10 protein-coding genes and 10 tRNA genes are annotated in these 13341 nt (G+C 55.0%); 1 reads left to right on the forward strand and 19 read right to left on the reverse strand.

Annotated features, from left to right (window positions below; genetic code table 11):
• Nucleotides 1–2 precede the first annotated feature (2 nt).
• The 6 genes from AC1PPK_RS23115 to AC1PPK_RS23140 all read right to left on the reverse strand — a co-directional run bounded on the left by AC1PPK_RS23115 (nt 3) and on the right by AC1PPK_RS23140 (nt 7432).
• Nucleotides 3–569, reverse strand: a complete 567-nt coding sequence (locus tag AC1PPK_RS23115; protein WP_481115339.1) for a serine O-acetyltransferase — start codon at nt 567–569, stop codon at nt 3–5.
• Entirely contained in the window at nt 566–1933 is a 1368-nt protein-coding gene (locus AC1PPK_RS23120) for an O-antigen ligase family protein (RefSeq protein WP_481115340.1), read from the reverse strand. The genes AC1PPK_RS23115 and AC1PPK_RS23120 overlap by 4 nt, the downstream gene beginning before the upstream one ends.
• Nucleotides 1934–1948: 15 nt before the next feature.
• The gene (locus AC1PPK_RS23125; RefSeq protein WP_481115341.1) at nt 1949–3148 is read right to left on the reverse strand and encodes a lipopolysaccharide biosynthesis protein; all 1200 of its coding nucleotides are present in this window, start codon (nt 3146–3148) and stop codon (nt 1949–1951) included.
• 132 nt (nt 3149–3280) lie between these two features.
• A complete protein-coding gene (locus AC1PPK_RS23130; protein ID WP_481115342.1) occupies nt 3281–5536 on the reverse strand; it encodes a polysaccharide biosynthesis tyrosine autokinase in 2256 nt (751 codons plus the stop codon).
• Nucleotides 5537–5638: 102 nt separating this feature from the next.
• Nucleotides 5639–6862: a polysaccharide export protein gene (locus tag AC1PPK_RS23135; protein ID WP_481115343.1), complete on the reverse strand. Its 1224-nt coding sequence runs from the start codon at nt 6860–6862 to the stop codon at nt 5639–5641.
• Nucleotides 6863–7186: 324 nt separating this feature from the next.
• Nucleotides 7187–7432, reverse strand: a complete 246-nt coding sequence (locus tag AC1PPK_RS23140; RefSeq protein WP_481115344.1) for a hypothetical protein — start codon at nt 7430–7432, stop codon at nt 7187–7189.
• Between the two features lie 498 nt (nt 7433–7930).
• On the opposite strand from AC1PPK_RS23140, the gene AC1PPK_RS23145 reads away from it, so the two are divergent.
• Nucleotides 7931–9325: an undecaprenyl-phosphate glucose phosphotransferase gene (locus AC1PPK_RS23145; RefSeq protein ID WP_481115345.1), complete on the forward strand. Its 1395-nt coding sequence runs from the start codon at nt 7931–7933 to the stop codon at nt 9323–9325.
• 101 nt (nt 9326–9426) lie between these two features.
• Here the strand turns inward: AC1PPK_RS23145 and AC1PPK_RS23150 are convergent, their stop codons facing one another.
• From AC1PPK_RS23150 to AC1PPK_RS23210, 13 genes are all read right to left on the reverse strand, one after another.
• On the reverse strand, nt 9427–10521 hold the full coding sequence (locus tag AC1PPK_RS23150) for a nucleotidyltransferase family protein (RefSeq protein WP_481115346.1): 1095 nt from the start codon (nt 10519–10521) through the stop codon (nt 9427–9429).
• A 173-nt stretch (nt 10522–10694) separates the two neighbouring features.
• Complete coding sequence (locus AC1PPK_RS23155) at nt 10695–11132, reverse strand: low molecular weight protein-tyrosine-phosphatase (RefSeq protein ID WP_481115347.1); 438 nt, start codon at nt 11130–11132, stop codon at nt 10695–10697.
• A gap of 142 nt (nt 11133–11274) precedes the next feature.
• Nucleotides 11275–11351, reverse strand: a tRNA-Asp gene (locus AC1PPK_RS23160).
• 68 nt (nt 11352–11419) lie between these two features.
• Nucleotides 11420–11495: transfer RNA gene (locus tag AC1PPK_RS23165), tRNA-Glu, on the reverse strand.
• Nucleotides 11496–11513: 18 nt separating this feature from the next.
• Nucleotides 11514–11589, reverse strand: a tRNA-Ala gene (locus tag AC1PPK_RS23170).
• A gap of 19 nt (nt 11590–11608) precedes the next feature.
• Nucleotides 11609–11684, reverse strand: a tRNA-Glu gene (locus tag AC1PPK_RS23175).
• Nucleotides 11685–11695: 11 nt separating this feature from the next.
• Nucleotides 11696–11772: transfer RNA gene (locus tag AC1PPK_RS23180), tRNA-Asp, on the reverse strand.
• 71 nt (nt 11773–11843) lie between these two features.
• Nucleotides 11844–11919, reverse strand: a tRNA-Ala gene (locus AC1PPK_RS23185).
• Between the two features lie 19 nt (nt 11920–11938).
• Nucleotides 11939–12014, reverse strand: a tRNA-Glu gene (locus AC1PPK_RS23190).
• 11 nt (nt 12015–12025) lie between these two features.
• Nucleotides 12026–12102 (reverse strand) — tRNA-Asp (locus AC1PPK_RS23195).
• 70 nt (nt 12103–12172) lie between these two features.
• Nucleotides 12173–12248, reverse strand: a tRNA-Glu gene (locus AC1PPK_RS23200).
• 18 nt (nt 12249–12266) lie between these two features.
• Nucleotides 12267–12342 (reverse strand) — tRNA-Ala (locus AC1PPK_RS23205).
• A 151-nt stretch (nt 12343–12493) separates the two neighbouring features.
• Nucleotides 12494–13234 (reverse strand): PEP-CTERM sorting domain-containing protein, encoded by a 741-nt coding sequence (locus AC1PPK_RS23210; RefSeq protein ID WP_481115348.1) that lies wholly within the window; start codon nt 13232–13234, stop codon nt 12494–12496.
• Nucleotides 13235–13341 lie beyond the last annotated feature (107 nt).

The following is a 13341-nucleotide window of genomic DNA, read 5'->3' on the forward strand; positions in this document are numbered from 1 at the left end:
CCTTACGTATCCAAAGCAAAATTAGTCGTAGCACGTGTCTTAATTGTGGCAGGCACTCCAACAGCTAACGCACCGGGCGGAACATCAACAAGAACGACCGAATTAGCGCCAACTACCGCGCTCTCCCCGATGCTTATATCACCAATAATCTTTGCTCCCGCACCAATAAACGCGTTTGCACCGACTTTAACCCCAGTGTTGCTCCCCCGCCCTTTCTTTCCTATCGTGACACCTTGTAGGATAGTTACTCCCGAAGATATTTCCGCGACCCCAATGACAATTCCGATTGGATGCGGGAAATAAACACCCGAAGAGAGAAGAGCATGGTATGAAATTTCACATCCAGTCAAAACGCTGGAAAAATACCAAACAACTCTGGCCGCTAATTTCCCGAAAACCGGCACCCTCAACAGCATTCGCTGGAGACGATATAAAAGTAGCGCATGCAGGCCCCGCGAAAATAGTAATGCGACAACTACGGAAGGAAAACTTGAAGAGGACGAATGGGCCAACACATCCCCTTTCATCACAAAAAACACATTCCTTTCCATTTCCATATCGAAGCTCACACGCGCCTATTATTTCTATAAAATCGCTGCTCAGGATCGTCCGACATGACATAGGCGCACAGGACACCAATCAATACCCAGACGGAAAAATTTCGAAAGCTGTCGTAGCTGATGCCGCTTAAAAACACGTAAAAGACTGCGCTAAGCAAAGCACGTCCAATTCTTGCTACGCCACCCTTCCTTTCCTGATCGCGAATCTTCTTCAACAACAAATACAGCATGTAACAGTGCACGCCATACCAAGACAATAACCCAACCCCCCCCAACTCCGCTCCAATTCTGAGAGGAAGAGAATATACCGGCGGCCAAGTAAAATCGGGATCAACAAACCAGTTATTTATTTCATAACTATTCCATGCCCAGCTAGGAAGCATGTCATACGCAATAAACGCATATTGACCCAAACCGATACCAACTACCGGGTTGTCTACAAATATGGTGAATGCCGCAACATTCGATGCATACCGGCTCAAATTCGAAACACTATCTCCAGCCAGGATGCTGTCAACGACATTATCGTGAACAAGGACTAGCACGCTTCCCACGGCTATCACACTCAATGGAAAGACAACAAATATCACTACTTTCTGAAGCGACTCATTTAAACCAAGTAGAAATCTGTTTACTACCAACCCACCCACAAGGCCAATTAAAAGAACGGTCGCAGTCCGAGCATTCGCAACCACCATAAATACAACCACAAGCCAAAACAGATATCTGAACCACTTTCCGTCTTTGTCTGCATGCTGAGCCTGAGCCAACCTGGCAATTACGAACATATACCCTAGAAACAACCCAAAGACCGACGGCTCAAACGTAACACTTTGAAGTCGCCAAGGGCTAAATGAAGGCCAACGCCCTGCACGAAACACCTGAGATATAAGATCGTACACACCAAGAAGGCCATCGCTGAACCAGGCCCCCAACTCAATGGATGAAACGACAACGCAAAATCCAAATATCCATATAGAAGGCCCAACAACAAATCTATAGAGAGAGTCTCCAGAACGGACGACATTAAATGTCAAAATAGCAACAACTATTCCAAAATAAAGAACAGGGAGCGAACTAATATACTTATTTAAACCAGTTCTTCCCTTCAGCTCCGACCCAATTATTTGATCGAAATTGAATGCAAAACTCAGAGCCACCGAGACTGTAATAAAAAGCACCAGCCAAAAAAAGGGCCTTGGAACTCTCATATTCTTGATGTACGGAACAGCAAGAACTACTGACAACAAGAAAATATAGAAAGCCCCCTCCATGGCGTATTCGCCAAGAAATGACAATCCAGCAATCCCGCTGAACGGGATCGCCATCACACCAAGCCGAAAGAATCTTTTATAGATATGGGTCACAGCCACGGCAATCCGATAAGCTCATCGAGACACATTCCTAAACGTACGATACCGATAAATGTACGTCACAAAATATGCGATCCAAGTACTTGCTATAGCACCTGACAACTGAAACTTAAGAACAAGCGAGATATTTGAGAGAAAAGCCACCAACAAACATAACAATGTCAACCTCATGAACAGAAGATCCATTCTCGCCGTGTATAACTTGTACCCCTCCAAATCCGCAACGATTCGAACAAGCACCCCCACCAACAAGAATGCAAAACTCCCATACTGCGACTGAAGCTCGGCCTGCTTCACGTACGGAGCAAACCATGGAAATGCTGCGATAGCCAAACAAACTAATATCAACGATGCAGCCACTGACCTTCTAAAGCATGACAAGAAAAGAGCGTCAAATCGCTTATAGTCTTTCTTTACATGGGACGAAACCAAACCAGGTCTCGCGACCTGCATTACTCCTGAACTCACCAGATTATAAAGAGCCATGCCAACCGAGGAAAAGAACGTATATACGCCAGCTTCCGCAACCCCCAAAAAAGCCCCAATCAAGTACCTATCAATATAAAAGCTCGCATTACTCGCAATCTCACTTATATAAAGATACTTTGATCCTTTAAGGTATTCACGCCCCCATGAATACGCCTCCAAGATATTCAAACAGACTTTTTCCCAGGGCCACTTCCTCAAGTGATATCCACTGCATGCTGTCGTAATGAGCAAACCAACAGTCCAAAACTGCAGTAGGGTGGCAAAGCTCGTGCTTTCCTTTTCAAAAAAGACAAAGGCTGTGTAGGCGTAAATCCATAGCGATGACCGCACAAAAACTAAGATGTTCGCAAGCACAGGCCTGCCAGTTGCTATAAGCAAATTGAAGGCGTCGTTGTTAACATGCTCAAAAAATATGATAACCACAAGAAGGCTCCAGAACGGAGCATTCTTAACGACGTCAACGCAACCTCCAACGAACAGAAGAGGAAGATAAACGCTAAAAACTATTGATCCATACCGTGACAACTTCACTACAGTGACATCTAGGCTCTCATGGGAGGCATCTCTCGCTAATGTTTGCGCAAATCCGAAGGATGCCATCACGGGAACGATTGCAACCGCACCTACGATCATGCCGTAGACCCCAAGACTCTCTAGCCCTAAGAATCTCGCGATTACAATCGTAATCCCAAACTTTGCAGCGAGCGTCGCTACTCTCGTGCTCATTACAAACAGCGACACCCAATTGCCGTTCTTCATAGACAAAGCTTAAATGACCTATATAACTTCTTAACGCAGGAATTTCAAAAGGCTACCTGAGTTCACACTAACCAAACCATTGATGCACAAAAGTCCGCACTACACACTGTCTTTATATGAATAGCGGTACACATAGCCTTTATAGCCATATCTATAGCGCTGCTTATCTACATTCAAATCATTGAATACAAAGCCTTTTACATGGACACCAGACTGATGCAATCGCTTAACGGCCTGCTCCAACTCTCTAATCGGATGACGACCTGCTCGTGCCACCATGAGCGTGGCACCAACATGGCGACCGATAATTGCGGCATCCGACACAGCCAGAATTGGCGGAGCATCGACGATGACCGTATCAAAGCGTTCCCCCAACTTTTCAAGCAATTCTTCGAAACGCAAATGCATCAGTAGTTCAGAAGGGTTCGGAGGGATCTGGCCTGTCGTGACGACCCACAAGTTTTCGACCGAGGTAGGCTTTACGATGCTCTCAATACTCGAACTGCCTGCCACGTATTCCGACACCCCAGTTTCCCTGCTAAGGCCAAACTCCTTATTAATATGGCCACGGCGCAAGTCAGCATCAACAATCACCACACGTTTGCCCGCTTGGGCTAGCACAGCACCGAGGTTCTTGGAAATAAAACTCTTGCCCAAGCCAGGACTGGCACCAGTAATCAACAGCGAATTCTGCTGAGCATCAAGCAGAGCAAAGTGAATTGTTGTGCGCAGGCTACGCAAGCTCTCGATAGCATCGTCCTCTGGATTAGAGATCGCCAGCAAGGCCCCTCCTCCTCCTCTGGCACTCTTGCCACGTTTGCTCATAGTGGCCTCCTCGTTGCTATGGGGAATTGACGCATAGACTGGCAACCCCAACTTGGACTCCACCTCTTCCGGATCTTCAACCACCACATTCAGCGTTCGAAGCACCCACACGACCACGAAACTGACAATCAGCCCCAAAAAACCACCAATAATAAAAATGACAAATGGTTTCAAGCTAACCGGCTGCGTCGTTACTGCTGCAGGATCAACAATACGCACATCACCGATGGTGCCGGCTTTGGTTACACGCAATTGTTGAGTCGTGTTGACAAGGTCGGTGTATAGCGTCGTGTAAACTTCTACGTCCCGCGCCAGACGCAACACAGTCTGCTGAGTGTCAGGCAGCTTTGCGATGGCGCCATCAAATTCGGCGCGACGGGCCTTGAGTTTCTCGATCTTTGCATCGGCGGCCTGAATACGCGGGTGCTCCGGCGTGAAATACTGGCGGAGCTCGTCCCGTTCCTGCTTCAAGGCAACAATTTGGTTGTCCACGTCGACAATAGAGCCCAGCACGCTCTGGGTTTCGATAGACAGATCGAGGGAGCCTCGGTTCTGACGGTAGCCGTTGTAGGCAGCCTCGGCTGCATCGAGTTGTCGCTTGACTTCCGGCAGTTGGGTTTCTAGGAACTGGAGGGTGTGCTCAGCCTCGGCGGAGCGACGCTCGACGTTCTGGCGCACATAGGTATTAAGGATGTCATCCAGAACGACGCCTATCTTGTCCGCGTCATCCCCCTTCAGGCTGACTTCGAGAATGCCCGACTTCTTGCCCCGTTCCTTGATGGTGTACTGCTTGGTGAGCCTGTCGAGAGCTTCATCAGGGGAAAGGCGAATCAGCTTGAAGCGGGTGCCAGGGCGAGCAACGACCTTCGGAACAAAAATGGAAAAGCCATTAGCCGACGCACGCTCGCCAACCTTGCCACTCAGAACGGGCTCATCACCATCAGAAAATAGCTCGAAATGCCCCCCCTCGCCGAGCACGAAGGTCAGCTTTTCATCCAACCAATCGCGGGGCACCTCCAATGCATCCACCTGAATCTCTTCTCCACCCCACGCAAAGCTCGACAGGCCGAACCATGGACTGTTCAGCCCTTCATCCTTGTAGCGACGTGCAATACCCTGACCAATAATCGGAAAGTAGCGGGGATCAGCCTGGATGTTGAGGCGCTTCTTCTGGATGACCTTCTCGAGGACCATGCGGGAATTAAGGATTTCCTGCTCGGCAGCCACTGTCGTGTCACCACCGATGCCGAGCAGCGGTCCCAAGTCCTTAAGAGCCGACATGGCGCTATTGCCACCAGGTCCTTTTTCCTCCACCTGGACCAGCCCATCAGCCCGGTAGACCGGCTTGACAATGAACACCCAGGCCGCACCTAGCAGTATGCCGAAAGCCGTGACCGCAGCGATGATCCAGCGGTACTCCATGAGGATGCCGATGATCTCACCAAGCGCTAGGCCCTCGTCGTCCTGATCGTCAAGCCTGGAATAAGTTTGCGGCGGCAACTGGGAAGATTTGAGTTGATCGTGTTCCATGAACGGTCCGTAGTTCTTGTCTCTCTCTTGCTCCCGCCCCCAAAAAACACAGGGGACGGAGTGATTTCCTGGCCTAGGCCGAAGCTGGCCAGCCCGAAATGCTTACGGCTGCCGGCCACCAAACAGCGGATAGCGCGCGTTGCTGGTCTGGTAGAGCATCTGGGCGGTGGGAAGGATGTTGGAAATCACCCTGTTCCAGCGCACCACATCGGCGGCGTCCACATAAACGATGTCCCGCGGACGCAGCGGGAACTTGTCAGCCAGCAGCATGGAGTCCGGCGAGCTGCCATCCAGATGAAAGAGTTCGGGAGTTTGGCCCTCGCCGCGCATCACGTAGATCCATTTGGGATTGGAGCGATCCTGGCTGATGTAGCCAGCATCCGCCAGGGCCTCGGCCAGCGTGGAGCGCTTCTTGGTCATGACCAGGGAGCCGGGCTTGGTGACTTCACCGAGGATGAAGACCTTATTGAAGCTGCGGTCGGAGACGTTGAGGATGTCCCCCGCCTCAAGCAAGGTGTTCTGCTCGGTGGCGCCGTTGTCGTACATGGCTTGGATATCCACCCGGTAGGTGACGCCCTTGCGGGTGAGCAGCACATTGCTGTAGTCCGCCTCGGGCGTGAAACCGCCCGCCAGGTTGACGGCTTCGAGCACCGTCATGGGGATATCGGTGATGTATTGCTGGCCGGGCTTGCTCACTTCTCCCACCACATAGACGCGCTGGCTGCGGAAGGCTGCCATGCGCACGTCGATCTGGGCTTTTTCGATGTACTTGGACAGCTTGCTGACCAGCAGTTCGCGGATCTGCCGGGTGGTCTTACCCGCAACCGGGAGTACGCCTACATAGGGATAGTAGATGGTGCCGTTTTCCGACACCACGGTACCGGCCTGATCTGCAGAGCGATACTGGCCGGCCGGGGTGGTGAGTTCGGGGTGATCCCAGACGATGATGGTCAGGATGTCACCGGGGCCGACCTTGTAATCCGGCGATGGCGGAATGACGGGCGCGGTGCGGCGGCCTTCGCCTGCCAGGGCGGACGGGCTGGCGGCGGGCTTGGGTGGTTGCGCGTTGCGGAACTGCTCGATGATCAACTCGGCGGTGATCGGCTTGATTGCGACATTGTCTGGCACCGGTTCAGCCGCGCCCTGCTGCTTGACGGGCAGTTTGACGGCGGATTGTTCGCGCATGGAATAGGCGCGATCGCCGGGCACGACGGCACAGCCCGCCCCAAGCAGCGATACGATGCCGGCCGCGATCAGACCACGGGCAAGGAACTGTGTATGAGAACAGGAAAAATTTGAAGTGGGCAGGTCTGTGGAGTCGCTCATGGTCCAATTTCAATATGCTGGAGCCGCCTCGCGAAGACCCACCCTGGATGCCCACATGATGTGCAGGCCCCTTCTACGGCACCTTTTCCCATGCCAGACATGAGCAGGCGTTCGGTCTTCGGTCTGGCCGACGCCCCCGTTTATAGGTGACGAAAGCATGACCGAGCGGCCGGAACGTCAATCGCCCCGACACGCTCGAAAAATTTACAAAGAGCCCTGTAAACAGAAATTTATGGGCCCAATCCTAGCATGCAAGCTGGGAATTTATTTCAGGCGAATTACCCGCCTGAGGTGTAAATAGATAACTCTTTGTAAATAACGACATCAACCTGAAACGCGCTTACCCACCAGAACAAGCACCAGCGCCAGGCTGGTCAGGATCTGAGTGAGGCCGACTTCGGTTTCGTCCGAGGTGCTGAGTTCCACCGCCGACACCTTGCCCTGCCCCGCCCCTGCCGGCACATACCGGCTACCGTACGCGGCTCGCTCGGCCGCGCCCCCCTGGTCGCCATAGATCAACCCACTGGCCCCTGCGACGATCGTGGCCGCAACTCCACCGGAGACATGCACGCCACCGCCACCTTCACCTCCTGCAGCCCATGAGGGACTTGCAGCCCATATGCCTATGGCTACAACGAATGGAAGAGCAGTTTTGCTTTTCATGATGGCAACACCATGCAGTCAATGATCGATGAATTTTATGTAGCAACAATCAAGCCAGACAATGCTTCGCAACATTTGAGGTTTGTTAAATTCACAACAATTCATTATGTTGCGGCAAAACATGCTTTTTGCACTTGCAGCATAGACCGCAAAAAAATGTGTCGACTGTTAAATTTTCCGACACTAACTTAAGTTATAGATGGTCCGGCCACCGAAAAATTGACATGACAAAGTACAAACAACTCATGTAACATAAATTATGTCTTTGTTTATTAAAGACTTTAATTTTGCTAACACAAACCATACCAAATGTTCGTGCATTATTTCGCGACCGAGGCGGTTTGGTGAATGTACGGTACCTCTACTCCGATGTATGCTGCAACGCAAAATCCCAACGGGATCGACATGTATAGTTCCATCGAGAACCATCACAGTTTTCTGCGCCCCAGCTATACGCTGACATCGGCGATAGAGGCTTTTCTGTACCCCGTGACAGCGGTATTGGTGCTGCTGGCATTGGCGCTGGCCAACGGCCAGCATGTGGGGTCTGCCTACATGGTGCTGGCGATCCTCACCTTCTCGCTACTGTTTCCGGGGGTCACACGTTTCAACGAGCGCCCGCGCCGGGTGATCCGCAAGGCGGTCACCAGCTGGGTGTTGTTTACGGTCTTGCTGGGCAGCTTTGGGGTTGCCAGCGGCTACATCAACCATTTTCCCCGCCCTGCGCTGCTGGGCTGGGTGCTGATCACCCCGTTTGCGCTGCTCACGGTGCATTTTGTGGCCCGCCATGTGCTGCTGGGCGTGCTGGCCAAAGGCAAGCGACAGCGCACCGTTGTGGTGGGCGGCGTCAATGAGGTGGGGCTGCGCATTGCCCAGCAATTCAGTGACAACCCTTACCTGGGCTGCCGGGTGGTCGGCTTCTTTGATGACCGCGCGCTCGACCGCCTGCCCGAGACAAATGGTTTGCCCACGCTGGGCCGCATCAATGAACTGGCCGAGTTCGTCAAGCTGAACCACGTGGACCATATCTACCTGGCGCTGCCGATGGCGAGCCAGCCGCGCATCCTGTCCTTGCTGGACGATCTGAAGGACACCACGGCGTCGATCTTCTTCGTACCGGACATCTTCGTGACCGACCTGATCCAGGGGCAGCTCCATTCGGTGGGCAATACGCCGGTGGTGGCGGTCTGTGACACGCCGTTTACGGGCTTCCGCGGGCTGGCCAAGCGGCTGTCGGACATCGTGCTGTCGTCGATCTTCCTGGTGCTGCTGGCGCCGATCATGCTGGTGCTGGCCATCGGCGTGAAGATGTCGTCGCCCGGCCCGGTCATCTTCAAGCAGCGCCGCTATGGGCTGGATGGCAAGGAGATCCTGGTTTACAAGTTCCGCTCCATGCGCACCACCGACAATGGCCCGGTGGTGAAGCAGGCCACCAAGGGCGATCCGCGCATCACCCCCTTTGGCGCCTTCATCCGCAAGACCTCGCTGGATGAGCTGCCGCAATTCATCAATGTTCTGCAAGGCCGCATGAGCATCGTCGGCCCCCGCCCGCATGCGGTGGCCCACAACGAGACCTATCGCAAGCTGGTCAAGGGCTACATGGTCCGCCACAAGGTCAAACCGGGTATTACTGGCTGGGCCCAGGTGAGCGGCTATCGGGGTGAGACGGAAACGGTGGACAAGATGGAGAAGCGCATCGAGTTCGACCTGGAGTACCTGCGTAACTGGTCGCTCGGCTTCGATCTGTGGATCATCTTCAAGACCGTGGCCGTGGTGTTCAAGGACAAGAACGCGTACTGAGCCTTACCGGCAGCGCAAAAAGACAGAGGCCAGGATCATCTCCTGGCCTCTGTCTTTTTGCGCCCTCCGAGCACACTGGAGGGCGTCTGCATGGCGTTTGCTCAGCGGCCGCGGGAATCCCCCCAGCGCAGGGGGAATTCGTCGTCACCGACGTAATAGGCATTGCCCTGACGATTTACGCAGTACTGGGGCGAGATGATCATTTCGCTGAAGCGCTGGCCTTCGGCAAGGCGGGTGTACTCGAAGAGGATGCTGCGCTCAACGCGCACGCCCGACTTGAGATGACTGCCGTGGCCGAGCCAGGTGGGGCCGATGACGGACACGCCCGGGTCGATGCGGACGCTGGAGCCGATATAGACGGGGCCGACGATCTGCACGCTGTCCCAGGCAATGGAGGTGTTGGGGCCGACCCACACGCCCGGACGGATCTCCTTGCCGGGCATGTCCATCTGGGCGACCTCGCCGCTCAGCACACGCTGCAGAACCGTCCAGTAGTCCGACAGGCGGCCGATGTCGATCCAGTTGAAGAAGCGCTTCTGGGCGTAGAAGGGCAATTCCTGCTCGACGAGCATGGGGAAAAGCTCGCTGCCGATGTCGAAGGCCTTGCCCGGCGGCACGAGCTTGAGGACCTCGGGTTCGAACAGGTAGATGCCGGTACTGGCCAGCGTGGACTTGGCCTCTTCGGGCGTCGGCTTTTCCTGGAAGGATTTGACGTGCCCCTCGTCGTCGGCAACGACGACGCCGTAGTTCTGCACCTGGTCACGCGGGACGTCGAGGGTGACGACGCTGGCCACGGCCTGTTTGGAGCGATGTTCGTGGATGGCGGCGCCAAGATCGAGGTCGATGATGGCATCGCCGCAGATCACAAGCGTGGTTTCGTCGAAGAAGCCGCTGAAGTCCTGGATCTTGCGCATACCACCGGCAGAGCCGAGGGGCTTGGGCACGACCTCGCCGTGGTCGCGGACGCCTTCGTAGGAGTAACCGATGGAAACGCCCCAGCGGTGGCCATCGCCGAAGTAGTTTTCGATCTTGTAGTGGTTGTAGGCCACGTTGATCATGATTTCGCGGATGCCGTAGCGCGCAAGGTGCTCGATGAGATATTCGAGCACCGGCTTGCCCAGGATCGGAACCATGGGCTTGGGAAGATTCTTCGTAAGCGGACGAACCCGCGTCCCCTGCCCCGCGGCAAGGATCATACCTTTAGCCAAAACACCACTCCTGTCTTAAGCGGGCCCAGGAAGATTGCCGTTGGGCGGCAACACCACTCCCGCGAGTTTTTACAAGGTTTCTTTCGGCATGAATTTTAACACTTCGAAGAACATTGGAATGACGCCATCGGCATTGTTCGCCACAAAAGATTATGCGTTGGTCAAATCCGCTTGAGCCACACCAGCACCTGCTGATGGATGAGGTCGTACGCGGCCTGGTGGGCCGCTTCGCCGCGGCGATAAGGGTCGGGGATTTCCAGCTTGCTCCAGTGGCCGAGCAGGAAGGCTTTGCCGCGGGCAGTGGGATCGAGACCGAGGACGTAATCGAGGTGATGCTTTTCCATCACAAGGATGAGGTCGGCCCAGCGGGTGTGCTCGCGCTCGATCTGGCGCGCACGATGGGCCTGCATGGACACCTGACGGGCCTCCATGAGGGCGAGTGCGGTGTCGTCGGCTGCGTGATTGACAAGGGCACCTATGCCCGCCGAACGCACGTCCGCCGGGCGAGCGGCACGCTGGAGCTCGTGGCGCAAAAGGTATTCGGCCACGGGGCTACGACAGATGTTTCCGGTACAGACAGTCAGGATATTGTGGAACACGGAAGAAAGTCTCGCAGGGACGGATGATCAGCCGCGCATTCTACGCGCCCACATTGCCATCCGGGACATTCCTGACGGCGAGCTTTCATTGGGTGTGCGTAAACGCAAAAAAAGAGGAGCCCTTGGGCTCCTCTTTTTACTGTGGCGGAGTGGACGGGACTCGAACCCGCGACCCCCGGCGTGACAGGCCGGTATTCTAACCAACTGAACTACCACTCCGCGCTGACCTTACCGTTTCAGCCTGTCTGGACTGAAACTGCCTGCACATTGCTGCAGGACTTGTGTCCTGGCGTCCCCACGGGGATTCGAACCCCGGTTATCGCCGTGAAAGGGCGGTGTCCTAGGCCTCTAGACGATGGGGACCCGGTGCTGCTTAACCTGTGGTGGAGGTAAACGGGATCGAACCGATGACCTCTTGCATGCCATGCAAGCGCTCTCCCAGCTGAGCTATACCCCCACGATACTGCTGGTGCCACTGGCGTCCCCACGGGGATTCGAACCCCGGTTATCGCCGTGAAAGGGCGGTGTCCTAGGCCTCTAGACGATGGGGACCTACAAACTATTGGCGGAGTGGACGGGACTCGAACCCGCGACCCCCGGCGTGACAGGCCGGTATTCTAACCAACTGAACTACCACTCCACACTACAACCTTCTGCTCCAGCCTGTCTGGGCTGGAACTGCCTGCTTGCTGCTGCAGGGCTTGTATTCTGTGGTGGAGGTAAACGGGATCGAACCGATGACCTCTTGCATGCCATGCAAGCGCTCTCCCAGCTGAGCTATACCCCCACGATACTGCTGGTGCCACTGGCGTCCCCACGGGGATTCGAACCCCGGTTATCGCCGTGAAAGGGCGGTGTCCTAGGCCTCTAGACGATGGGGACCTACAAACTGTTGGCGGAGTGGACGGGACTCGAACCCGCGACCCCCGGCGTGACAGGCCGGTATTCTAACCAACTGAACTACCACTCCACACTGCAACCTTCTGCTCCAGCCTGTCTGGGCTGAAACTGCCTGCTTGCTGCTGCAGGACTTGAATCCTTGGCGTCCCCACGGGGATTCGAACCCCGGTTATCGCCGTGAAAGGGCGGTGTCCTAGGCCTCTAGACGATGGGGACCCGATATTGCCGTCTTCTTGGTGGAGGTAAGCGGGATCGAACCGCTGACCTCTTGCATGCCATGCAAGCGCTCTCCCAGCTGAGCTATACCCCCGTCGAAGAAGTGCGCATTCTAGTTACTTATTTACTGTTTGTAAACCCCTTTTTGCATCAAGGGCACCTCTGAACCACACTTTGCCCCACCTGGACGCAAAAAACCCCGCCTGAGGCGGGGTTTTGGGACCTTTCCGGGGAAAGGAAGCCGATCAGGCAGCCTTGCGACGGCGCAGAGCAGCCATGCCAGCCAAGCCAAGGCCAACCAGGGCCATGGAGGCAGGCTCAGGAACGGTTACACGGACACCACCGTTGACGATCGAGAAAGTGCCGTCGATCTTGCCATCGGTCAGGCTGCCGGGAGCCGCATCCAGCGCAGCGAAAATACCGCTGAAGCCGGTGCCGCCGACATCGGTTTCAGTGACGTCGATGGTCCAGTTGCCACCGCCCAGGGAGTGAACCACGGACACGCTACCGGTACCGATGGTCGCGCCAAGCGGCCCAAACATGTTGCCGAGCAGCAGGTTGAGGGCGCTGGCACTGCCGGTGAAGCTGCCACCGCTCACGGCCGAGCCGTCGGACGTGAAGGTGTTGTTGGTGAAGTCATACACGAAGTGCGTGCCGGTCAGGCCGCTGGTGGTAATGGCGCCCGTACCGAGAGAAATCCAGCTCGGGGTGGAGGAGACCAGCGGAACCGCGCCACCGTAATTGACAGTGACAGTACCTTGGCGCTCGGCGCTGACGAGACCGGTGCTCGGCACGTAGAGATCGACCAGACCGGTGAGGCCGGTCAGTTGAATCTGGTAGGTGTTGGGGTTGGCATCGGCGAAACCGCTGATGTTGAAGTTGCCGTTGAGATTGGCGGTGGAGGTGAAAACGCCGGCGTTGGCGACGTTGGCTACACCAAAGGTGAGTGCTGCGCCGATGGCGACTGCGAGTTGCTTCTTGATCATGCTTAAGCCCTTTCCGCTGGATTCACAGGGTTGATTTCGAGGACTGCTCACCATCCCATACGACTTTGGGGCTGATGAAACTTATCACGAAAGAAACAAATGCAAGT

The organism is Zoogloea sp. JDB1, from assembly GCF_056724025.1.